The sequence below is a fragment of the Brevundimonas naejangsanensis genome (assembly GCF_003627995.1).
GTDB classification, from domain to species: Bacteria; Pseudomonadota; Alphaproteobacteria; order Caulobacterales; family Caulobacteraceae; genus Brevundimonas; species Brevundimonas naejangsanensis_B.
Window position 1 is genome coordinate 2,059,685 of sequence record NZ_CP032707.1, and the last position, 20,991, is coordinate 2,080,675.

General features: G+C 68.5%; 21 protein-coding genes, 3 tRNA genes and 1 pseudogene. 22 read left to right on the forward strand and 3 right to left on the reverse strand.

Translation table 11 applies throughout. The features are described from left to right. Positions 1-62: 62 nt before the first annotated feature. The 5 genes from D8I30_RS09700 to D8I30_RS09715 all read left to right on the forward strand — a co-directional run bounded on the left by D8I30_RS09700 (position 63) and on the right by D8I30_RS09715 (position 3,581). Entirely contained in the window at positions 63-1,541 is a 1,479-nt protein-coding gene (locus D8I30_RS09700; RefSeq protein ID WP_121482565.1) for a hypothetical protein, read from the forward strand. Between the two features lie 102 nt (positions 1,542-1,643). Then, positions 1,644-2,135: a peptide-methionine (R)-S-oxide reductase MsrB gene (msrB, locus tag D8I30_RS09705; RefSeq protein ID WP_121482566.1), complete on the forward strand. Its 492-nt coding sequence runs from the start codon at positions 1,644-1,646 to the stop codon at positions 2,133-2,135. Positions 2,136-2,184: 49 nt separating this feature from the next. Further along, a complete protein-coding gene (locus D8I30_RS09710; RefSeq protein WP_121482567.1) occupies positions 2,185-2,793 on the forward strand; it encodes a hypothetical protein in 609 nt (202 codons plus the stop codon). 120 nt (positions 2,794-2,913) lie between these two features. Beyond that, complete coding sequence (locus tag D8I30_RS14785; protein ID WP_240387207.1) at positions 2,914-3,126, forward strand: hypothetical protein; 213 nt, start codon at positions 2,914-2,916, stop codon at positions 3,124-3,126. Further along, complete coding sequence (locus D8I30_RS09715; RefSeq protein ID WP_240387208.1) at positions 3,078-3,581, forward strand: DedA family protein; 504 nt, start codon at positions 3,078-3,080, stop codon at positions 3,579-3,581. The genes D8I30_RS14785 and D8I30_RS09715 overlap by 49 nt, the downstream gene beginning before the upstream one ends. A 163-nt stretch (positions 3,582-3,744) precedes the next feature. On the opposite strand, the gene D8I30_RS09720 is transcribed toward D8I30_RS09715, so the two are convergent. Further along, complete coding sequence (locus D8I30_RS09720) at positions 3,745-7,002, reverse strand: amidohydrolase family protein (protein ID WP_121482568.1); 3,258 nt, start codon at positions 7,000-7,002, stop codon at positions 3,745-3,747. A 176-nt stretch (positions 7,003-7,178) separates the two neighbouring features. Further along, a tRNA-Thr gene (locus D8I30_RS09725) sits at positions 7,179-7,253 on the reverse strand. Positions 7,254-7,352: 99 nt separating this feature from the next. Between D8I30_RS09725 and D8I30_RS09730 the strand changes: the two genes are divergently transcribed. From D8I30_RS09730 to D8I30_RS14790, 15 genes and pseudogenes are all read left to right on the forward strand, one after another. Beyond that, on the forward strand, positions 7,353-7,535 hold the full coding sequence (locus D8I30_RS09730) for a hypothetical protein (protein ID WP_121482569.1): 183 nt from the start codon (positions 7,353-7,355) through the stop codon (positions 7,533-7,535). 110 nt (positions 7,536-7,645) lie between these two features. Beyond that, entirely contained in the window at positions 7,646-8,935 is a 1,290-nt protein-coding gene (gene murA, locus D8I30_RS09735) for a UDP-N-acetylglucosamine 1-carboxyvinyltransferase (RefSeq protein ID WP_121482570.1), read from the forward strand. After that, positions 8,925-9,413, forward strand: coding sequence for a DUF2948 family protein (locus D8I30_RS09740; RefSeq protein ID WP_121482571.1), 489 nt, complete (start codon positions 8,925-8,927; stop codon positions 9,411-9,413). Before murA ends, D8I30_RS09740 begins: the two co-directional genes overlap by 11 nt. Beyond that, on the forward strand, positions 9,413-9,880 hold the full coding sequence (locus D8I30_RS09745) for a UPF0262 family protein (protein ID WP_121482572.1): 468 nt from the start codon (positions 9,413-9,415) through the stop codon (positions 9,878-9,880). Before D8I30_RS09740 ends, D8I30_RS09745 begins: the two co-directional genes overlap by 1 nt. 106 nt (positions 9,881-9,986) lie before the next feature. Further along, positions 9,987-10,205 carry a translation initiation factor IF-1 gene (gene infA, locus D8I30_RS09750; protein WP_003164348.1) on the forward strand — a complete coding sequence of 73 codons (219 nt, stop codon included), beginning with the start codon at positions 9,987-9,989 and terminating at the stop codon, positions 10,203-10,205. Positions 10,206-10,214: 9 nt separating this feature from the next. Next, positions 10,215-10,814 carry a Maf family protein gene (locus tag D8I30_RS09755; protein WP_121482573.1) on the forward strand — a complete coding sequence of 200 codons (600 nt, stop codon included), beginning with the start codon at positions 10,215-10,217 and terminating at the stop codon, positions 10,812-10,814. Next, positions 10,814-11,824, forward strand: coding sequence for a ribonuclease E/G (locus D8I30_RS09760; protein ID WP_121482574.1), 1,011 nt, complete (start codon positions 10,814-10,816; stop codon positions 11,822-11,824). Before D8I30_RS09755 ends, D8I30_RS09760 begins: the two co-directional genes overlap by 1 nt. A 2-nt stretch (positions 11,825-11,826) precedes the next feature. Further along, entirely contained in the window at positions 11,827-11,991 is a 165-nt protein-coding gene (locus D8I30_RS09765) for a DNA gyrase inhibitor YacG (RefSeq protein WP_121482575.1), read from the forward strand. Between the two features lie 63 nt (positions 11,992-12,054). Then, positions 12,055-12,130 (forward strand) — tRNA-Phe (locus D8I30_RS09770). Between the two features lie 430 nt (positions 12,131-12,560). After that, a complete protein-coding gene (locus D8I30_RS09775; RefSeq protein ID WP_121482576.1) occupies positions 12,561-13,481 on the forward strand; it encodes a MotA/TolQ/ExbB proton channel family protein in 921 nt (306 codons plus the stop codon). 5 nt (positions 13,482-13,486) lie between these two features. Continuing rightward, positions 13,487-13,918 (forward strand): ExbD/TolR family protein, encoded by a 432-nt coding sequence (locus tag D8I30_RS09780; RefSeq protein ID WP_121482577.1) that lies wholly within the window; start codon positions 13,487-13,489, stop codon positions 13,916-13,918. A gap of 18 nt (positions 13,919-13,936) precedes the next feature. Next, entirely contained in the window at positions 13,937-14,656 is a 720-nt protein-coding gene (locus D8I30_RS09785; protein ID WP_121482578.1) for an energy transducer TonB, read from the forward strand. Positions 14,657-14,820: 164 nt separating this feature from the next. Continuing rightward, on the forward strand, positions 14,821-15,579 hold the full coding sequence (locus D8I30_RS09790) for a M48 family metallopeptidase (RefSeq protein WP_121482579.1): 759 nt from the start codon (positions 14,821-14,823) through the stop codon (positions 15,577-15,579). Positions 15,580-15,673: 94 nt separating this feature from the next. Continuing rightward, positions 15,674-15,750 (forward strand) — tRNA-His (locus D8I30_RS09795). A gap of 51 nt (positions 15,751-15,801) precedes the next feature. Next, a pseudogene (locus D8I30_RS14790) lies at positions 15,802-16,200 on the forward strand (methyltransferase domain-containing protein); the annotation flags it as partial. Positions 16,201-16,483: 283 nt separating this feature from the next. On the opposite strand, the gene D8I30_RS09805 reads toward D8I30_RS14790, so the two are convergent. Continuing rightward, positions 16,484-18,298, reverse strand: coding sequence for a patatin-like phospholipase family protein (locus tag D8I30_RS09805; RefSeq protein ID WP_240387209.1), 1,815 nt, complete (start codon positions 18,296-18,298; stop codon positions 16,484-16,486). Between the two features lie 82 nt (positions 18,299-18,380). Between D8I30_RS09805 and D8I30_RS09810 the strand changes: the two genes are divergently transcribed. Next, positions 18,381-19,973 (forward strand): carboxyl transferase domain-containing protein, encoded by a 1,593-nt coding sequence (locus D8I30_RS09810; RefSeq protein WP_121482581.1) that lies wholly within the window; start codon positions 18,381-18,383, stop codon positions 19,971-19,973. Positions 19,974-20,032: 59 nt separating this feature from the next. Beyond that, on the forward strand, positions 20,033-20,935 hold the full coding sequence (locus D8I30_RS09815) for an enoyl-CoA hydratase-related protein (RefSeq protein WP_121482582.1): 903 nt from the start codon (positions 20,033-20,035) through the stop codon (positions 20,933-20,935). The last annotated feature ends 56 nt before the right edge of the window (positions 20,936-20,991 follow it).

Here is a 20,991-nt window from a genome sequence, read left to right on the forward strand (position 1 = left end):
CACGGCTTTAATGGGTCTAAAACACGCTAAACCCGCGTTTTGACGGACTCTGGGAGAACCCTATGCAACGCCTGCTTTCCGCTTCGGCGGCCGTACTGGCCCTGACCTTCGCCGCTTCGGCCGCCTCGGCCCAGAATTTCAGCGACCTGGCCCGTCAGGACCTTCAGGCCATGCACACGGCCCTGCGCGACAATCATCCGGCCGCCGTGGTGCCGGGCGAGGCCAGCGCGACCTTCCGCTCGTGGCTGGATGCGGGCCTGCAGCAGGCCCAGGCCAAGGCCGGCCAGGTCAACAGCGGCGACAGCCACGCCTATTTGCTGCGCTGGTACGCTAACGGCTTCCGCGATTCCAACATCGCGGCCCGCCCGACCTATGAGGGCCTGGGCCCGTATTTCGCCACCGGTTGGTCCGGCGTGGCCACCGCCTGGCGCAATGGCCAGTATGTCGTCTCCTACGTCCAGCCCGGGGTGCGCGGCGCGCCGCCGCTGGGCGCTGTGCTCAAGAGCTGCAACGCCCAACCGATCGAGGACCTGGCCAAGGCCAAGCTGGATCAGTTCGAAGGCGACCTGACGACTGAGGCCGGCCGCGTCCGCACTGCCCCCTATCTGCTGTGGAACCGCAACAACCCGATGACCTCGGGCGTGCCGAGCACCTGCGAGTTCCAGGTCGGCCGTCGCGCCCGCGACTTCACCCTGTCGCCCCAGCCGGCGACGCGTGAGGCGCTGGAGGCCGCCTATCGCGCCTCGGTCTATGTGCCGTCGGGCGCGCCCCTGTCGGTCGAGACGGTGAACGGCCGTCCGTGGATCAACGTCCACTCCCTGGCCGACGACGCGGGCTGGGACGCCTTCTTCGCCCAGGTCGAGGCCCAAGCCGGCGCCATTCGCGGCCCGCAGGGCTTCGTTCTGGACCTGCGCGGCGCCGCCGGTTCGTCGATCAACGCCACCTCGCGCGGCTACGGCCTGGCCAACCGCATCTGGTCGCCCGAGTTCACCGTCAGCCGCCAGCCCGAGGCCGGCCAGATCACCTACCGCGCCACGCCGGGCAACCGCGCCTGGTTCGTCGACACCCTGAACCGGATGCAGGCGGACCCGCGTTTCGTGCAGGAATCGGGCGCCGTGATCGAGCAGACCCAGGCCATTGTCGCCGCCTTCGACAGCGCCATCGCCGCCGGTCAGCCGACCTTCGTCATGCCGGGCCGACCGGCGGTGCCGGACACGGGCGCGGCCAATCCGGTGAAGGGGCCTGTGGTCGTCCTGGTGGATTCCGGTTGCTCGGGCGGCTGCCTGGACACGCTGGACCTGCTGAGCCGCCTGCCGAACGTCCGCATCGTCGGTTCGACCACGGCCGAGGACACCATCTTCATCGAGCCGACCGTCCTGCGTCTGCCGTCCAACTACGCCGACCTGACCTATGGCCATAAGGCCTGGACGACGCGTCAGCGCGGCAACAACGCGCCCTACGCCCCGGCCGGCGCCCTGGCCTACACCGGCGACGCCACCGACGAGGCGGCCGTCCGCGCCTGGGTCGGCGGGCTGTTCTAAGGGCCGCGCTAAAGCCCCTCCCCTCGATGGGGGAAGGGAGCATTTGCGAGGAAACAGGGCCGGACGGTGGAACGACCGTCCGGCCCTTCCTATTTTCAAGCCATGACCCAGACTGATTCCGCTACGCCCCTGCGATCCACGTCCGGCTTTGACCTGACGCCGCCGAGCGACAGCCAGCGCGTGGCGCTGGAGGCCGACCTGTCGCCTGAAGAGAAGCGGGTGCTCTTGGCCCACGGCACGGAGGCGCCCTTCTGCGGGACGCTGCTGGGCGAAAAGCGGGCCGGGGTGTTCTGCTGTCGCGAATGCGGCCTGCCGCTGTTCCGGTCGGGAACCAAGTTCGAGAGCGGCACCGGTTGGCCCAGCTTCACCGAGCCGGTCGATCCGGCCCACGTCCGCGCCGTGCGCGACGACAGCCATGGCATGGTGCGGGTGGAGACCCGCTGCGCCCGCTGCGACAGCCATCAGGGCCACGTCTTCCCCGACGGTCCGCCGCCGACCGGGCTGCGCTATTGCATCAACTCGGTCGCCCTCAGCTTCGTGCCCGAGGGCGCGCCCTTGCCCGATCCTTTGGGCCGCGGCGACGGGACGGCCTGACCTTGGCCGCATTCAGGGTTAGGGTGGTCGTGAACCGGAGCAGACGCTTATGCTGATCGAACTCATGGCCGTCTCCCTGCTGGCGACGGGCGCCGACCCCGAAGGGATCGTCTCGACCGCGCCGCGTGGCGGGTTGCAGGCTGTCCCGGCGGCCTCGGCGGCGTCCCTGGCCGAGGCCCTGGGCGACGCTTCCCCGGCCGTGACGCTGCAGAGCGCGGCGCCCCACGGCCTGACCACGGAAGAACAGATCACCCGCTGGATCGGCGAGCGGAAGGCGGAGACCTCCCCCGCACAGCCCTGGACGGATCCCTGGGAAGAGGCCGAACCCCGGCGCATGCGCGGCCAGGTCAGCGCCGGAATCGGCACCGGCGGCTATCGCGACTTCGCGGCCGAGGTCTCCATGCCGTTCGGCGAGAGCGGCACGCTGAACCTCAGCGTCAGCCAGACGAGGAACGCGCCCTGGGCCTATCCCTACGGCTATGGCCATGGCCTCTATGGCGCGCGCTACGGGCTGGACGGCTACGGCTGGCGCGACGCCTACGGCTCGGTGGCCGGTCCCCTGGGCGCGCGCAGCCCGCACGAGCGGCCCAGCCGCATCCGTCCCTTTGATCTGGATGAAAAGACGCGCGAGGCGCCGTCGGACGACGCCGGACGATAGGGCGCGGCCCAGAGGAAGTGCGGCCTGAGAGCCACTCCCGCGCTTTTTACCGTCGGGCGTCGCATCGCCGCATTCCCTTGATAGGCGCTGATCCCATATGCCCTCGGGCAAAGGATCAGTATGGACAGTTTGCTTACCTCGGCCGCCGAATTCATCGCTCGCAACGCCGTGTGGGCGGGCGCGATCCTCGGCGCGGTGACCTTTTTCGAGTCCCTGGTCGTCATCGGCGCCTTCGTGCCGGCGACGGGGCTGCTGGTCGCGGCGGGGGGCTGGTGGCGGCGGGCGTGCTGGACCCCTTCACGGTCATCGCCGGCTGTGTTCTGGGCGCCGTGATGGGCGACGCCATCTCCTACTGGATCGGGCGGCGGCTGGGCACGCGGGTGCTGCGCCACAACATGCTGGTTCCGCACCGCCGCAAGCTGGCCTGGACGCGCCTGTACTGCCGCCGCTACGGCGTGGCCTCCATCTTCATCGGCCGCTTCTTCGGCCCCCTGCGCGCCTTCGTGCCGGTGATGGTCGGGGTGCTGCAGATGCGCCAGCGCGTCTTTCAGTTTGCCAACGTCACCTCGGCCTTCGTCTGGGTTCTGGCCATGCTGGCGCCCGGCTATTTGGCGGCCAAGGGCTTGGAGCGGCTGGAGATGTTGACCGAGGCGCACAACCCGACCCTGCTGCTGCTGACCTTCGGCGCGGTCCTTGTGGCGCTGATCGTCGGAATGCGCTGGCTTAAGGGCCGCGCGGCGCGCCGCAACGCCCTGCTGGAGGCCTCGGTGCGAGGGCTGGGGGAGTAGTTCCGCCTGTTTTTTTGGGGCGGAAGCGGAGGCGCTTGAAATCTGACGGGCGTAAAGCGGCCCGTTTTGCCTTCACGCGTCGCGGCAGCCCTTATCAATCGCACCCACGAAAAAGGGCCCGGCGGATCGCCGGGCCCTTTCGCGTTCTCGCCCTGCGGCGGGATCAGTCGTGGGTGTGGCCGTGAGTGTCGGCGGCGGAAGCCGTGCCGCCTGCGCTCCAGGCCTGGCCGTCCTCGCTCTCGAACCAGAACGGCTTGCGCTCAGAGCCGCCGACCTCGTTCATGTGATTGTCGAACAGGCGGCCGTTGATCATGGTGTAGCCGATCTTGGTCGAGTCCCGCAGGTTCTCGAGCGGATTGGCGTTCAGCACGACCAGATCGGCCAGCTTGCCGACCTCCAGCGAGCCGATGTCCTTGTCCATGCCCAGGGCGCGGGCGCCGTTCAGGGTGCCGACGCGCAGGGCTTCATGGGCGCTCATGCCGCCCTGTTCGAACATCCACAGCTCCCAGTGGGCGCCGAGGCCTTCGCGCTGGCCGTGGGCGCCGATCTGGATCGACACGCCCTGGTCCGCCAGGCGCTTGGCCTCGCGGGCGATGGAGATGTGGTTCAGCTCCTCCGGCGGAGTCTTCACCGGGCGGCGCGAGCGCGAATCGAGGATGCGGCGCGGCACGTACTGGCTCAGGATCGGGTCCTTCCAGACGTCCGTCGTCTCATACCAGTGGTTCTCGCCCCAGGAGCCGCCGAAGCCGACGATCAGGGTCGGGGTGTAGGCCGTGCCCGTCTGCGACCACAGCTGCACCGCGTCGTCGTACATGCGGGCCACCGGCACCGAGTGTTCGATGGTGGTGTGGCCGTCGACCAGCATGCTCATGTTGTGGTGGTAGAGGGAGCCGCCTTCCGGCACGACCATCATGCCCAGTTCGCGGGCGGCCTGCATGATCTGCTGACGCTGCTCGCGGCGGGGCTGGTTGTAGCTCTTGACGCTCCAGGCGCCGACGGCCTGCATCCGGCGCAGCTGCGAGCGGGCGTCGTCCAGGTTGTTGACCACGGCCGTCGTCGGCGTCGCGGCCCCATACAGGATGGTGCCGGTCGAGAAGATGCGCGGCGACACCACGCGCCCGGCCTTGGCCAGTTCGCTGTGGGCGAAGATCTCGCTGGTGTCGTTCGACGGGTCGTGCAGCGTCGTCACCCCGAAGGCCAGGGCGGCGTAGTTTACCCAGCTCTGCTGCGGGATGATCTCGTCCGACCCCATGCGGCCGTGCCAGTGGGCGTCGACCAGGCCGGGGATGATGGTCTTGCCGGCCATGTCCATGACGCGAGCGCCGGCCGGAACCGTCACCGAGCCGCGCGGGCCGATGGCCTCGATGCGGTTGCCGTTGACGACCACCACGCCGTCCTCGATCACCTCATCGCCCTTCATGGTGATGAGGCGGGCGCCGGTCAGGACGGTGACGCCGCTGGGGCGGGCGTAGTCGGCGCTGAAGCCGATCTTGATCCCGTGCTCGGCGGGCTTGGGCAGCTCGGCCGGCGCGCCGTCCATGAAGGCGAAGCTCTGGTTCAGCGGACGCGAGAACAGCTCCGGCCCCAGCGACCACTGCAGGCGGTTGGAATCGCCCGACCAGTGCAGCCATTCGCCGGCGTCGCGGGTGACGCGGGTCTGGGGCAGGGCCTTGGCGTCGGCGCCGACGGTGACGGCGCGGCCCGTGGGGACGAAGGGGGCGACATAGGCGTTGAACCGCTCGGTCCAGGCGATCCACTGCTCGTCGGGCGAGACCGAGAATTCGGCGGCCCATTCGCTGCTCAGGTGGGTGCGTTCGTCCTGACCCGACAGATTAACGGACTTCAGCACGCGCTTGTCGCCGTCGCGCGCGGTCACGAAGATGCGGTCATTGCGGGCGCCGAACTGCGGGTTGGTCCCGGCGTCGGTGATCTTGACAGGCTCGCCCCCGCGAACGGAGACGCGATAGATGCCCGGCTCACGGCTCCACAAGGCAGAGCGCAGATAGCCGTCGCTGGAGGTGCGATACACGACCGTCTGGCCGTCCGGCGAGAAGCGCGGCTCCAGATAGTGGCCCGGGTTGGCCGTGAGGGTCCGGCCCTCGCCGCCGGAGGCGGGAACGACGCGGATGGAGCCGAGCTTGTCGTCGCTCCAGGTCGTATAGACGATCGAGCGGCCGTCGCGCGACCAGGACGGATAGAGTTCGAAATGGTCGCTCTGGCGCGTCAGGCGGCGGGGCGTCCCGGCCACGCCGTCACGCAGGTCGCGGACCCACAGATTGCCCAGGGCCTCGAACACCACCTTGGAGCCGTCGGGCGAGGTCTGGGCCCAGCGGACCATCTTCACGTCGAACTGGGCGGGCGCCACCTCGACGGGGAAGCGGGCGGTCTCCTGCACCCGGCGGGTGTCGGAGACGTGGAAGGGGATGTCGCTGACGGCCTTGGAGGCCACGTCGACGCGGCGGATCTTGCCGCCGGCCCAGATGACGATGGAGCGGTTGTCCGGCGTCCAGGCGAAGCCCGGATAGACGCCGTGGACGGCCCAGGTCTCCTGCATGTCGCGGTCCAGGCCGTCATAGATCGGGGTCTCGCGGCCCGACTCCAGGTCCATGACGTAGAGCACCGACTGGAAGCGGTCGCGGCGCACGAAGGCCAGCGACTTGCCGTCGGGCGACGGGGTGGGGCGCACCGAGCCGCCGGGGCCGGTGACGAAGGGCTTGATCTCGCCCGTCTCGCGATCCAGGCGGCGGATTACATAGATCTGGGTGTTGGGATCCTTGGAGTATTCGAAGACGCCGCCGGGCGTGGAGTCGTCGCTGAAATACAGATAGCGGCCGTCGGGCGAGAAGGCGGGCTCGCCCGTGTCCTTCTGCTGGGTGCGGCGCTCGGTCAGCTGCACGCCGCCGCCGCCCGAGCGGTGGTACATCCACATCTCGCCCGCGCCCAGCGAGCGCGAGGAGGTGAAGTGCTTGCGGCCGACGATGAACTGGCCGTCCGGCGTCCAGGCCGGGGAGTTCAGCAGGCGGAAGGTCTCGTTCGACACCTGGCGCGGGTTCGAGCCGTCGCGGTCCATGACCCACAGGTTGTCGCCGCCGGCGCGGTCCGAGGTGAAGGCGATGGAGCGGCCGTCCGGCGAGAAGCGCGGCTGCATGTCCCAGGCGACGCCCGAGGCGATGGGGCGGGCCTCGCCCCCCGTGATCGGCATCACATAGATGTCGCCCAGCAAGTCGAAGACGATCTCGCGCCCGTCGGGGCTGACGTCCAGCGCCATCCAGGTGCCTTCATTGACGTCGATGCGGACGTCGCGCTGGGCGCCGATGGGGTTCTGAACGTCCCATTTGGCCGCGGCGTCGGTCCCCGTCTGGGCCAGCGCCGGAAAAGCCACGGCCATGGCCGCGACGGTGGTCAGCAAAACGCGCTTCATGGAAGCCCCCTCGATCCCCTTGAACTCACAGAGGCGATGAAGCTAGCGGCGCGCGGACGAGCTTGGCCAGTCGGGATAATGACGCGCGGGCCGAATATTCTTCGGGGAGTGGAGCGTGATGGCGATGTTGGGGGTTTTGGTCCAGGCCCTCGCGAGATGTCTCGCAAGGGCCTGGGTGGTGCCGCCGGGCAGGATTGAACTGCCGACCTCAGCCTTACCAAGGATGCGCTCTACCACTGAGCTACGGCGGCGGGTCGCTGAGGAAGCGGCCGTATAGCCAAAGGTTTTGGCGGGGCCAAGCCCAAAATGCATGCTTGATCAAAATCTTTGCACGCGGTCTCCTGTCGACCATGGATACCCCGCCCGACGACGACGCCCGCCCCAAGACGACGCCCTCAACGCCGGGCACGTCGCCCGCCGGGGCTGCCGCCAAGGCCGAGCGCGCCGCGCGCCTGGCCGCCGCCCTGCGCGCCAATCTTCGACGCCGCAAGGCGCCGCCTGCCGCGCCCCGTCCTCCCGAACAGAGCAACTGAAAGTCATCCCGACCGTCCGATTCCGACCTATCGCACGCGCCGTCAGGCTTGCTAGATAGCCGGTTTGCCGGGCCGCAGGGGTCCGGGCCTCCCAGGACTTCTCCATTTCCATGGACAGCATCGTCATCCACGGCGGCCATCGCCTCAACGGCTCGATTCCGGTCAGCGGGGCCAAGAACTCGGCCATCAAGCTGATGGCCGCATCGATTCTGACCGACCAGCCGCTGCTGCTGACCAATATGCCGCGTCTGGCCGACACGCGATTCCTGGGGCAGCTGCTGCAGCAGTTCGGCGTCGAGGTGACCGAGCGCGACGGCGCCGACGGCCAGGAGACCCTGTTCCACGCGGCCGAGCTGACCTCGACCTTCGCCCCTTATGACCTGGTACGCCAGATGCGGGCCTCGTTCAATGTGCTGGGGCCGCTGCTGGCGCGGACCGGCCAGGCCAAGGTGTCCCTGCCGGGCGGCTGCACCATCGGCGCGCGGCCGGTCGACCTGCACCTGATGGCGCTGGAGGCCATGGGGGCGCAGATCGAGCTGGAGGAGGGCTATGTCTCCGCCACCGCGCCCAAGGGGCTGCAGGGCGCCGAGATCGAGTTTCCTTTCGTCTCCGTCGGCGCGACCGAGCACGCCCTTCTGGCCGCCGTCATGGCCAATGGCGTGACGGTGCTGAAGCGTGCCGCGCGCGAGCCCGAGATCGGCGACCTGGCCCGCTGCCTGATCGCCATGGGGGCCAGGATCGAGGGGCTGGACACTGACGTCCTGACGATCACCGGCGTCTCCTCGCTGAGCGGCGCGACCTGGTCGGTGATTCCCGACCGAATCGAGATGGGCTCCTACGCCCTGGCCGCGGCCATGGCTGGGGGCGAGGTGCGCCTGACCAAGGGCCGCGCCGACCTGATCACCGCCCTGACCGACAAGATGATCGAGGCTGGCGTCGGCATCGAACCGACCGAGGACGGTCTGATCGTCCGTCGCGACCCGGCGCAGCGGCTGAAGGCGGTCAACGTCACGACCGAGATCTATCCCGGTTTCGCCACCGATCTGCAGGCCCAGTTCATGGCCCTGATGACGACCGCCGAGGGTACGAGCGTCATCCACGAGAACATCTTCGAGAACCGCTTCATGCACGCGCCCGAACTGGCGCGTCTGGGCGCCGATATCACCGTCCACGCGGGCGAGGCGCGGGTGCGCGGGGTCGAGACCCTGAAGGGTGCCCCGGTCATGGCCACCGACCTGCGCGCCTCCATGTCCCTGGTCATCGCCGGCTTGGTGGCGGAAGGCGAGACCACGGTCGGCCGCGTCTATCACCTGGATCGCGGCTTCGAGCGTATGGAAGAGAAGCTGAGCGCCTGCGGCGCCGACGTCAGAAGGATCAAGGGGGAGGGCGATGAGCACTGAAGCCGATCCGACGGCGCCCCAGGGCGGCGATGCTCCCGAATCCGAGGCGACGGCGGCGATTCCGCCCCTGCACCTGCTGGCCGAGGACGCCGACGACCTGCAGATCATCTCGGCCGCCCTGCAGGACGCCATCCTGCGGCCCGTCGACATCCGCTGGGAGAAGGAGGCGCGCCGCCTGACGGTCGTGCTGTCCCGCTTCTGCTGGGAATGCGGCGGGACCCGGGTCATGGCCGCCATGCAGTTCGGCGACGTCCAGGCGGTCAAGAGCCGCCGCTTGCCGCGCGCGCCCGAGTCGGCGCTGGAGCTGCTGGCGCTGGACTTCCTGCCGACCGAGGCGCCGGGCGGCCAGGTGATGATGATGTTCGCGGGCGGGGGCGATCTGCGGATCGACGTGGAATGCCTCGATGCGGTCCTGACCGACCTGTCGGAGCGCTGGCCGGCGCGCATGTCGCCGACGCACCTGGACGAGGCGGACTGATGAGCGGGCCCCACAAGCTGGCGTCGATCGAAATCGACAACACCACCCTGCCAGCCGCCACGGCCGAGATCGAGCATCAGCGCCGCGTCGCCATCTTCGACCTGGTCGAGCAGAACAGCTTCATCCCCGAGGGGGCGAAGGGCGGTCCCTATGCGCTGAAGCTGTCGTCCCAGGACAACCGCCTGGCCTTCGACATCGCCGGGCCGGCTTTCGCCCGCACCCACGTCCTGTCGCTGACGCCGATGAAGGCGGTGATCCGGGACTACGGCTTGATCTGTGAAAGCTATTATGAAGCGCTGCGCGGCTCGTCGCCTAGCCAGATCGAATCGGTCGACATGGGCCGACGGGGGCTTCACAACGAGGGCGCGGCCCTGCTGAAGGCGCGGCTGGAAGGCAAGGTCGAGATCGACCACGAGACCGCCCGACGCCTCTTCACCCTGGTGTGCGCCCTCTACCGTCGGGGCTGAACTCGACTATCTAAGCGTTTTGGTGCATTAGACGCCCTTCTTTCACGGCTCGCGCTCACGCCCGGCGCGGGCCTTAAGCTGTATTCACACGGGCGAGAGAGGCCGCATGGCTAAGGAAGAACTGCTGGAGTTCCCCGGCGTGGTCAGCGAACTGCTGCCCAACGCGACGTTTCGCGTGACGCTGGAAAACGATCACGAGATCATCGCCCATACCGCGGGCAAGATGCGCAAGAACCGCATCCGCGTCCTGGCCGGCGACAAGGTGCTGGTCGAGATGACGCCCTACGACCTGACCAAGGGTCGCATAACCTACCGCTTCAAGTAAGGACGCGCGTTGTCGCGTCCTGACGCTCCTGCTCGCCGGCTGATCCTGGCCTCGGCGAGCCCGCGCCGCGTTGAGCTGCTGGCGCAGATCGGCATCGCGCCCGACCTGGTGGCGCCCGCCGACATCGACGAAACGCCGCTGAAAGCCGAGCCGCCCGCGCGGCTCGCGCAGCGCCTGGCCTGCGCCAAGGCGGCGGTCGTGGCTGCGGGCTATCCCAACGACGTCGTCCTGGCGGCCGACACGGTGGTCGCCCTGGGCCGACGCCTGCTGGAGAAGCCCGCCGACGAGGCCGAGGCGGCGAAATTCCTGAACCTTCTGTCCGGCCGCAATCACCGCGTCTTCACCGGCGTCGCCGTGGCCAGCGCCGGCCGCACGACCTGGCGCGTCGTCGAGACCCGGGTCAGCTTCAAGCCGCTGTCCGACGCCGAGGTCGCCGCCTATGTCGCCTCGGGCGAATGGCGGGGCAAGGCGGGGGGCTACGGCATCCAGGGCCGGGCGGCGGCGTTCGTCAGTCGAATCGTCGGCAGCCATCCCGCCGTCATGGGCCTGCCTCTCTATGAGGCGACGAATCTGTTGCACGGCGCGGGCTGGCGGGCCGAGGCGGCCTGATGGCCGACGTCGAGGTCTTCCTGGACGCGGCTCCGGGCGAGACCCGGGGCATGGTCTTCCGCGACGGCCGCGCCTGCGCCCTCATTATACATAGAGACGACGACCGGCCCGAGCACCGCCTGGGCGCGCGCCTGGTCGGCCGCGTCGCCAAGCTGGCGCCGGGGCTGCACGGCGCCTTTGTCGACCTGGGCTGCGGCGAGCCCTTCGGCTTCCTGCCGCTGGGCAAGGCCGACCGGCCGGGGGAGGGCGCCAAGCTGGAGGTCGAGGTCACGGCAGAGCCGCGCGAGCGCAAGGGGCCGGTCCTGCGCCGTCTCGGCGAAGCGTCGGGGGAGCCGCGCCTGCTCGCGCCCGGCCCCGGCGTCGCCGCCATCCTGAAACACCTGGCGCCGGGCGTGGCCGTTGTGACGGGCGCCGAGGCCATACGCGCCGCGCTCGAGGCCGAGGAGGAGGCGCTGTCAGGCGGCGTGGTCGAGCCTGCCGTCGGCCTGGATCTGGCGATCCAGCGCACGCGCGCCCTGATCGCCGTCGACATCGACTACGCCCCGGCCGCCGGCCGCGATTCCCGCAAGGGGCGCGAGGCGGTGAATCGCGAGGGGCTGCGCCAGGCGGCGCGGCTGCTGGCGCTGAAAGGGTGGGGCGGTCTGGTCGCCGTCGACCTGGTCGGGGTCGGACTGCATCCGGACGCCGTCCTGCAGGCGGCGCGCCAGGCCTTCGCCGCGCATGAGGGGGCGGCCGTGGGGCCGCTGAGCCGGTTCGGCCTGCTGCAACTGTCCCTGCCCTGGGGGCGCACGCCCGCGGATGAGCGGCTGGCCGCGCCGAGTGCGCGTGAACTCGGCGCCCTGCGCCGGCTGCGCCTGGCGCTGCTGACGGATCGTGCAGCTCCACGCCTGACTTTGCATTGCGATTCCGGGGCGGCGGCCGTTCTGGCGCCCTGGGTCGCCGACCTGGGGCCGCGGGCTCACATTCGCCCTGACGCCGCGCCGGGCGTGTTCGAGATCAAGGAGGGCTGAGCATGGCCCAATGCCCCATCTGCCGCCGCGCCGAGGCCGTTCCGGCCTACAAGCCTTTCTGTTCCAAGCGCTGCGCCGACGTCGATCTGCAGCGCTGGTTCAGCGGCGGCTACGCCATTCCGGCGGAAGATGCGCACGATGACGAAAAAGATCGCGGAATTGAGTGAATTGGCGTCTGGACAGCCCGTTCGGGCTCGCCTATAGAGCCGCCTCTCGCGACGCACTGCGACGCCTGGATAGCTCAGTTGGTAGAGCAGCGGATTGAAAATCCGCGTGTCGGTGGTTCGAATCCGCCTCCAGGCACCACTTCCCCTTGAAATGACGATTATTCGCCCCGGCCTTGAAAAAGCCGGAAATTTGTCATGGGTCTAAACTTTTCTTAACTTTCTCGGCCCCGCACTATTGTTGCTGTTTTTTGGCGGAACGGTGCAAATTTCGTGCATCCCTGGCCCTTAGGCCCCGGGGCGGGGGTGAAAACCTATTTTCCGCCCTTGACGCTAAGAAAGGCGTTCGCCAAAGGGACTTACCGCATTCTTGCTTGCAGGCCCTGGACGGGGGGATATGGTTCCATCGATCCAGTCTGCGGGCGTCTCAGGACGCTTCGGAAGATTGCGGTACCGACCGGCGGGGGAGAAATTCCGGCGGGAGGAAAGATTTCAACTGTAAAGGCTCGGCCGACTGACGCGGTCCAAGTCTTGGGTTCCACGAGTCAGACCAAAGCAGGAACTGGCGAAACATGCTCGATAGCAAGAAGACGAATATCCTCCTCGCAATGGCCGGCGCCGCCGTCCTGATGGCGAGCTCGCCGGTTCTGGCGCAGGACGCTGCGGCTCCGGCCGCTCCGGCCGCCGCTTCGGCTCCGGCCGCCGGCGAAGCCGCTCCCGCGGCTGACGCTGCTCCGGCCGCTGACGCGACCGCCGCCGAAGCCGATCCGGCCTCGGTCGGTGAATCGGTGGGCGGCGGCCACGGCGGCGGCATCACCCCGATCTCGATGTTCATGGAAGCGACGATGGTCGTGAAGCTGGTCATGGCTGGCCTGCTCCTCGCCTCGATCTTCTCGTGGACCCTGCTGCTCATCAAGCTGCTGGAGTTCGCGTCGCTGAACAAGGTCACCAACCGCTTCCTGGAAGCCTTCCGCGGCTCGCGCACGATCGCTGACATGCGTCGCGTCGCCACCTCGGAAGAGTTCGACGGCAACCCGCTGGCCGACATGGTCGCTGCGGCCACCGAAGAAATCGAACTGTCGCGTCAAGCCGGCCTGGACGTGACGGGCGCCAACCGCGACGCCACCGTCTCGCGCGCCGCCAACGCCGTCAGCGCCGTTCAGGGCGGTCTGGGCATCCGCCTGTCGGGCGGCCAGCAGTTCCTGGCCTCGGTCGGTTCGGGCGGTCCGTTCATCGGTCTGTTCGGCACCGTGTACGGCATCATGAACTCGTTCATCGGCATCGCCGAGTCGAACACCACCAACCTGGCCGTCGTTGCTCCGGGTATCGCTGAAGCCCTGCTGGCCACCGGCATCGGTCTGTTCGCGGCTATCCCGGCGGTTATCTTCTACAACTACTTCAACACCCGCATCGCGGCCTATGGCGCTCGCGCTGACGGCTTCGTCGCCGAACTGCTGAACGCCATCTCGCGTCAACTCGACAAGGGGGCGTAAGACGGATGGCCGCCAAACTTTCCGGTTCCGGCGGCGGCAGGTACACCGTCGAGGCGAACAGCGAAATCAATGTCACGCCTTTCGTGGACATTATGCTGGTTCTCCTCATCATCTTCATGGTGGCGGCTCCGCTCGCCACCGTGTCGGTGCCGGTGAAACTTCCTCGCGCCGTCGCTCCGCCGGCCGTGAATCCGCCCAAGCCGATCTTCATCTCCATCCAGAACGACGGGGATGTGTTCGTGGGCGACTTCCGGACGTCGGTCGCAACGCTGGGCGAAGATCTGAAAGAACAGATCGGCTCTCGTAGCCCTGATCAGGAGCGGATCTTCATTCGCGCTGACCAGCTCACGCGCTACGGGGACTTCATGCAGGTCATGAACGCCTTGCAGGACAATGGTTTTTACAGCGTCGCCCTGGTTGGCGAAGATCAATCGTAAGGGGGCGTGGCGCATAGCATGACAGCTGAACCTCACGACCACCGCGATCCGCTCCTCGACCCGCCTCGGAAGAAGAAAAAGCTTTCGACGGGGGCGATTGTCGGGATTGGCGTCTCGGTGATCGTTCACGGCCTGGCTGGTTTGTACTTGTACAACAACAAGTTCAAGCTGAAGGAGTTCAACTACGTGGACGAAGCCGTCGACGTGGAGCTGATGGAGGTTCCCCCTCCGCCGCCCCCGCCGCCGCCTCCGCCGCCGCCTCCGCCTGATCAGCCTCCGCCGCCGAAGCTCCAGGTGCGCGAGCCGGTCGTCAACACCTCGGCGCCTCCGCCGCCGGTGACTCTGCCGATCGAGCCGACGAAGAAGGAAGACCGCGTCGAATATTCGGGCCCGCCCGTTATCGTCCCTGGTCCTCCGCCTCCGCCGTCGCCGCCCGCGCCGCCGCGTCCTTCGGTGATCACCAACCCGCAATGGTCGCGCCCTCCGCGTCCGACCGAGCGTGACTTCCCGCAACGCGCCATGGATCGCGGCGTGGGTGGTTCCGCCACGGTGGAGTGCACCGTCACTCCGAGCGGGCGTCCTGAAGACTGCCGCGTCGTCTCGGAAGAGCCGGCCGGCATGGGCTTCGGGGCCGCGGCCGTCCGCATCGTCCAACGTGGGCAGCTTTCGCCCCGTACGGTCGACGGCGCCGCGACGAACGCCAAGTTCGTGGTCCGGGTGCCGTTCAACCTGGACTAAGCGAGCGATCGCACGAAACGAAAGAAGCGCCTCGAGGTTCGCCTCGGGGCGCTTTTTTCATGCGCCTTCGGTTCGGCGGCGATGAGCGTCGCGCCGGCTGAATCCATGGAGCCGGAAGCTCAGCCTGTGCATTATGGAGGGCTGAAACGCTGTCTGGAGGTTCCATGTCCTGCAAGCCTATCCTCATCGTCCTGGCCGTCGGCGCGGGGGTCTTGAGCGCCGGCATTGCCGGTTGCGCCTACAATGAGGCCCTGGGGCGCAACCAGCTGGTCTTCGTCGACGACAGCGCCCTGATCCAGCAGTCGCAGGCGGCCTGGGCCGAAACGCTGCGGACGCAGAAGGTGTCGAACAACACGGCCCAGAACGCGCGCGTTCGTCGGGTGGGCGACCGCATCGTCCAGGCGGCCAACCTGACCAACCGCCACTGGGACTATGCGGTGTTCGACGATTCGACGCCCAACGCCTTCGTCCTGCCGTCGGGCCACATGGGGGTGACGACGGGCCTGCTGAACCTGGCCAAGAACGACGACCAGCTCGCGGCCGTGATCGGGCACGAGGTCGGCCACGTCGTCGCCCGCCACGCCGCAGAGCGCGCCTCTACCACCCAGACGGCGGGCCTGGTGCTGGGCGCCGTGCAGAGCCGGGCGGGGGACTACAGCCAGGCGGTGCAGGCCTTCGGCGGCCTGGGCGCGCAGCTGGGCGTGCTGCTGCCCTTCTCGCGCAGCCACGAGCTGGAGGCCGATCGCCTGGGCGTCGATTACATGGCCGCGGCGGGATACAAGCCGTCCGAAGCCCTGGTCCTGTGGCGCACCATGGCCGCGCAGCGCCAGACCGGCACGCCCGAATTCGCCTCGACCCACCCTTCGGACCAGACGCGGATCAGCCAACTTCAGCAGTACATCGCCAATCGGGGCTGGAACTGACGGGGATAAAACACAAAATCCTGCGCCGAGGGTGAAAAGGCCGCTTGCCCCGCCGGGCGAGGCCCGCTAGAGAACCGCCCTCGCGCAGAGATGTGCAGCCTTAGCTCAGCTGGTTAGAGCGCCGGTTTGTGGAGCCGGAGGTCCTCAGTTCGATCCTGAGAGGCTGTACCATTCGCCCCGACCCAATCGCCCAGGCGATTCGGAACGGGAGATGATGACGATATGACGTCGCCGGCGTGGGACCCCCAGCAATACAATCGTTTCGAGCGCCAGCGCGATCGCGCCGCGCTGGATCTGCTCGGCCGCCTGCCGGACGACCTGGACCCGCATGAGGTCTGGGACGTCGGCTGCGGGACCGGCCAACACGCCGCCTTGCTGAAGCGCCGCTGGCCGCAGGCGCGGGTGCATGGGCTGGATTCCAGCGCCGCCATGCTGGAGCAGGCGCGCGGCCTGCCGGACGCGGTCGACTGGGTTCAGGCGGATCTGGAGGTCTGGGCGCCCGAGCGCCCGGTGGACCTGCTGCTGGCCAACGCCTCCCTGCAATGGGCGTCGGACCATCAGGCCCTGTTCGCGCGGCTGGCGGCCTATCTGGCGCCCGGCGGGGTGATGGCCGTGCAGATGCCGATGGCCTGGGAGACCCGCCATCACACGCTCATGCGCCAGACGGCGGCTGTGGGGCCCTGGCGCGACCGCCTGGCGGGCGTCGACACCATCCAGCCGCTGTTGTCCATGGCCGCCTACTATGACGCCCTGGCCGGAGCCTGCGACGACATCGACATCTGGTCCACCACCTACCTGCACGTGCTGGAGGGCGAGGACGCGGTGCTGGAATGGATGAAGGGGACGGCGCTGCGCCCCTATCTGACCGCCCTGGCGGACGAGCCGCCGCTGCGCGAGGCCTTCCTCAAGGCTCTGGGGAAGGCGTTGGCGGAGGTGTTCCCGCAACGTCCTGAGGGAAGGACGCTTCTGCCATTTCCTCGACTATTTCTTCTGGGGCGGGCTTCGGGCGCCGGTGCAGGGTCTCGACCGGCCCGTTGAGCGTGGCCAGGGCGGCGCAGGCCGCCTCGTAGCCCGACTGCACGGCCGGCTGATAGGCCTTCCAGTCGCGGATATCGACGCCCTCGGGGTTGGGGAGAATCAGCAGGTCGGTCTCTGCTCGCGCCTGCAGCCGTTCGGCGTCGCTGGACAGGGTGGCGGAGCGCATCAGGATGGAGACGATCGGCGGGCCGCGCCGCCAGTCGCCCGACAGGATCCAGCGCCACCACGACGGCGGATTCTCCAGCGCCTGCGGATCGACGCCGCGGGTCTGGGTCACGTCGACGCCGACGACCGGGCCGGAGTTGTAGCGGCGCATGATCTCGGTCGGGAAGTTGCGCAGGACGGCGCCGTCGACCAGCACCTGATCGTTCATCACCACGGGGGGCAGGACGCCGGGAATGGAGATGGAGGCGCGCAGGGCATGGCGCAGCATGCCCTCGCGATGCACCTCCAGCCGGCCCGAGGTCAGGTTGGTCGAGACGGCGAAGAAGGGCAGCAGCATGTCCTCGATCTGGACGTCGCCGAAGGCGTCCTTCATCAGCCGCTTGACCTTGCGGGCGTGGGTCATGGCGATGATCGGCGGGGCGATGTCGTCCAGAGGGTTTGACAGCACGAAGGCCTTGCGGATGTGGTAGTCCAGCTCCTCGTCCGACCAGCCCAGGGCCGGTCCGGCGCCGATGACGGCGCCCATGGAGGCGCCGCCGACGAAGTCGATGGGCGTGCCGGCCTCGCGCAGGGCCCTCAGGGCTCCGATGTGGGCATAGGCGCGGGCGCCCCCGCCCGAGAGCACCACCCCGACGGCGCAGCCCATGATCAGCCGCGCGATGCGCGCCGTGTCGTCGAACCGCCCCTCGATCGCATGGAACCAGCGTCCGGGCTTCAGGGCGTCCAGCCAGGCGCGGGTGTTGCTGGGGCGCGGCCGGCTGGGGTCGCGGAGCAGGATCAGGTCCGTTCTCTGGCCGGCGTCATCCCAGTCGTCGGCCACGGGCGGCGCGGGGGGCGGCGCATGGTCGGCAGCGCCCACGAAGAACAGGCGATCCACCTGGCGCGCGCACAGGGCGGCCCAGCCGGGTTCGTCCGACTCGGCGACATAGAGGACGTAGTCGTGGGCGTCCTCGACCCGCGAGAACCATTCGGCGGCCGAGGCGAGGGCGCTGTTGTCGATGACGTGGCAGGTGGCGCCCTGGGCCTCGATGGCGCGGGCGACGCGCTCGACGAAGGCCCGAATCGGTCGGCCGCGCGCGGAGACGAAGCCGAACACGCTAGGGTCGCCGCCGCCGCTGCGGTCGCGCGCGCGCTGCAGCATGATCTGGCCCAGTTCGGACATCAGCATGGGATTGTCCCGCGCGGCCTGGAAAAAGGCCTCGCGCGGGAGGGCCAGGACGTCGCTGTCGCGCAGGGCCACGACGTCCGACATGTGCGAGGTGCCCGCCAGCAGGGCCAGTTCGCCGACCGGATCGCCGGGCTTGATGATGGCGATCATCTGGGGCGGGCGGCCGTCGTCCTGCCGGAACACCCCCAGGCGTCCGGCGCGCAGCAGATAGAGGGTGTCGGCCGGATCACCCGCCGAGAACAGCCGCTCGCCCCGCGTCAGGGCGAACCAGCTGGCCTGGGTGTTCTTCGTGCCTTCGAAGACCCGGGACAGGTCGGCGGCGAAGCTGTCGGAGGAAGACGGGGCCATGAATGCTCAGATATCCCGGATTCCCCGTCGCGGGAAATCGAACCCGCTTCCCCCCGAGGCGGAAGCCTCCTAAACCTTGGGCATGCCCAAGCTGATTTCCGCCGTCGATCGCAACAGTCCTGCTTTCAAAACGCTGGATGCGCACAATCGCGCCTTGCGGGACGAGCTTTATGAAAAGGTCGCCAAGGCGGCGCGCGGCGGCTCGGACGCCAGCCGCGAGCGCCATGTGGCGCGCGGCAAGCTGTTGCCGCGCGATCGCGTCGAGCGGTTGCTGGATCCGGGCTCGCCCTTCCTGGAGATCGGCCAGTTGGCCGCTGACGGCATGTACCGGGATGAAGCCCCCGGCGCGGGCATGATCTGCGGCGTCGGCCGGGTGTCGGGCCGCGAGGTGATGATCGTCGCCAACGACCCGACGGTGAAGGGCGGCGCCTACTTCCCGATGACGGTGAAGAAGCACCTGCGGGCGCAGGAAATCGCCGAGCAGAACAATCTGCCGTGCGTCTATCTGGTCGATTCTGGTGGGGCCAACCTGCCGCACCAGGCCGAGGTCTTCCCTGACCGCGACCACTTCGGCCGCATCTTCTTCAATCAGGCGCGGATGAGCGCCAGGTCGATCCCGCAGATCGCCTGCGTCATGGGCTCGTGCACGGCGGGCGGCGCCTATGTGCCGGCCATGTCGGACGAGACGGTGATCGTGCGCAATCAGGGCACCATCTTCCTGGCCGGCCCGCCGCTGGTGAAGGCGGCGACGGGCGAGGTCATCAGCGCCGAGGAGCTGGGCGGGGCCGAGACCCACGGCCGCAAGTCCGGCGTGGTCGATCATGTGGCCGAGAACGACGAGCACGCGCTGGAGATCGTGCGCTCCATCGTCGCGAATCTGAACACCATCAAGCCCCAGCCGCTGGACGTGCGCGAGCCGCGCGCGCCTGCCTATGATCCGGCGGAACTGTACGGAATCATCCCCGAGGACGTCCGCGCCCCCTATGACGTGCGCGAGGTCATCGCCCGCATCGTCGACGGCTCGGAGCTGGACGAGTTCAAGGCGCTTTACGGCACGTCGCTGGTGTGCGGCTTCGCCCGCATCTGGGGCCAGCCGGTGGCTATCCTGGCCAACAACGGCGTCCTGTTCTCGGAGAGCGCCCAGAAGGGCGCGCACTTCATCGAACTGGCCTGCAAGCGCAAGATTCCGCTGCTGTTCCTGCAGAACATCTCGGGCTTCATGGTCGGCGGCAAATATGAAGCCGAGGGCATCGCCAAGCACGGCGCCAAGCTGGTCACGGCCGTCGCCTCGGCTGAGGTGCCCAAGTTTACCGTCCTGATCGGCGGATCGTTCGGCGCGGGCAACTACGGCATGTGCGGCCGGGCCTACAGCCCGCGCTTCCTCTTCACCTGGCCCAACAGCCGCATCAGCGTGATGGGCGGCGAGCAGGCGGCCAGCGTCCTGGCCACCGTTCACCGCGACGCAGAGACCTGGACGCCGGAAGAAGCCGAGGCCTTCAAGGCGCCGATCCGTCAGAAGTACGAGGACGAAGGCAATCCCTATTACGCCACCGCCCGCCTGTGGGACGACGGCGTCATCGACCCGGCCCAGACCCGCGATGTGCTGGGCCTGGCCATCAGCGCCAGCCTGAACGCCCCTATCCCTGAAACGACCTTCGGCGTGTTCCGGATGTAACCGGCGAAAGCCTGCACCAAAGCCGTACTGCCGCGTTTCACTTCGGCAAGGAGCCGACCATGACCGACCAGAAACCGACCGAAGACGAGCTGAACGCTCTGGATATCACCGACGCCGAGGCGGCGGAGATGAACGCCATCGCCCATCCCTTCGTCGCCGATCCGGCGCCGGACGCGAACGATGATCTGGTGCAGATCGACGCCACGGCCGACGGCGTGGTCTTCGTCACCATCAACCGGCCGCAGAAGAAGAACGCCTTCGACGCCGCCACCATCGCCGCCCTGTATGAGGCGTTTGAGACCCTGCAAGGCGCGGACCGGGTGCGGGTGGTCTTCATCCGCGGCGCGGGCGGGACGTTCAGCGCGGGCGCCGACCTGAACTGGATGCGCGACGCGGCCGACTGGTCCGAAAGCGACAACCGCGACGACGCCATGGGCCTGGCGAAGATGCTGAAGGCCCTGCACGACGTGCCAGCGCTGACGGTGGCTCTGGTCGAAGGCGCGGCCATGGGCGGCGGGGCGGGCATCGTCGCCGCCTGCGACATGGCCGTGGCGGTCGAGGGGACGCGCTTCGCCTTCTCCGAGGTCAAGCTGGGCCTGATCCCCGCGACCATCGCCCCCTATGTCATCGAGGCGGTCGGCGCGCGCCGCGCGCGCCAGCTGTTCCTGACGGCCAACATCTTCGACGCCGATTACGCCGCTCATGCGGGGCTGATCGACATGGTCCTGCCCGAAGGCTCGGTGGACGAGTTCATCTCCATGCTGACGGACAGCCTGTCGGCCAATGCGCCGGGCGCCATGGGCGACGCCAAGCGGCTGGTCAACGATGTCGCAGGCGAGGATATCGATCATCGCCTGCTGGAAGAAACCGCCAAGCGCATCGCACGCGCCCGCGTCTCGCCCGAGGGCCAGGAGGGCGTCCGCGCCTTCCTCGACAAGCGCGCGCCCAACTGGGCGCAATGAGTTCGTCCTTCTCCCCTTGCGGGAGAAGGTGTCATGTGGAGCATGACGGATGAGGG

What these genes read in the sequence shown, in the direction of transcription:
- D8I30_RS09700 (WP_121482565.1), top strand. Translation starts at nt 63, where the DNA reads ATGCAACGCCTGCTTTCCGCTTCGGCGGCCGTACTGGCCCTGACCTTC.
- msrB (WP_121482566.1), top strand. Translation starts at nt 1,644, where the DNA reads ATGACCCAGACTGATTCCGCTACGCCCCTGCGATCCACGTCCGGCTTT.
- D8I30_RS09710 (WP_121482567.1), top strand. Translation starts at nt 2,185, where the DNA reads ATGCTGATCGAACTCATGGCCGTCTCCCTGCTGGCGACGGGCGCCGAC.
- D8I30_RS14785 (WP_240387207.1), top strand. Translation starts at nt 2,914, where the DNA reads ATGGACAGTTTGCTTACCTCGGCCGCCGAATTCATCGCTCGCAACGCC.
- D8I30_RS09720 (WP_121482568.1), bottom strand. Translation starts at nt 7,002, where the DNA reads ATGAAGCGCGTTTTGCTGACCACCGTCGCGGCCATGGCCGTGGCTTTT.
- D8I30_RS09730 (WP_121482569.1), top strand. Translation starts at nt 7,353, where the DNA reads ATGGATACCCCGCCCGACGACGACGCCCGCCCCAAGACGACGCCCTCA.
- murA (WP_121482570.1), top strand. Translation starts at nt 7,646, where the DNA reads ATGGACAGCATCGTCATCCACGGCGGCCATCGCCTCAACGGCTCGATT.
- D8I30_RS09740 (WP_121482571.1), top strand. Translation starts at nt 8,925, where the DNA reads ATGAGCACTGAAGCCGATCCGACGGCGCCCCAGGGCGGCGATGCTCCC.
- D8I30_RS09745 (WP_121482572.1), top strand. Translation starts at nt 9,413, where the DNA reads ATGAGCGGGCCCCACAAGCTGGCGTCGATCGAAATCGACAACACCACC.
- infA (WP_003164348.1), top strand. Translation starts at nt 9,987, where the DNA reads ATGGCTAAGGAAGAACTGCTGGAGTTCCCCGGCGTGGTCAGCGAACTG.
- D8I30_RS09760 (WP_121482574.1), top strand. Translation starts at nt 10,814, where the DNA reads ATGGCCGACGTCGAGGTCTTCCTGGACGCGGCTCCGGGCGAGACCCGG.
- D8I30_RS09765 (WP_121482575.1), top strand. Translation starts at nt 11,827, where the DNA reads ATGGCCCAATGCCCCATCTGCCGCCGCGCCGAGGCCGTTCCGGCCTAC.
- D8I30_RS09775 (WP_121482576.1), top strand. Translation starts at nt 12,561, where the DNA reads ATGCTCGATAGCAAGAAGACGAATATCCTCCTCGCAATGGCCGGCGCC.
- D8I30_RS09780 (WP_121482577.1), top strand. Translation starts at nt 13,487, where the DNA reads ATGGCCGCCAAACTTTCCGGTTCCGGCGGCGGCAGGTACACCGTCGAG.
- D8I30_RS09785 (WP_121482578.1), top strand. Translation starts at nt 13,937, where the DNA reads ATGACAGCTGAACCTCACGACCACCGCGATCCGCTCCTCGACCCGCCT.
- D8I30_RS09790 (WP_121482579.1), top strand. Translation starts at nt 14,821, where the DNA reads ATGTCCTGCAAGCCTATCCTCATCGTCCTGGCCGTCGGCGCGGGGGTC.
- D8I30_RS09805 (WP_240387209.1), bottom strand. Translation starts at nt 18,298, where the DNA reads ATGGCCCCGTCTTCCTCCGACAGCTTCGCCGCCGACCTGTCCCGGGTC.
- D8I30_RS09810 (WP_121482581.1), top strand. Translation starts at nt 18,381, where the DNA reads ATGCCCAAGCTGATTTCCGCCGTCGATCGCAACAGTCCTGCTTTCAAA.
- D8I30_RS09815 (WP_121482582.1), top strand. Translation starts at nt 20,033, where the DNA reads ATGACCGACCAGAAACCGACCGAAGACGAGCTGAACGCTCTGGATATC.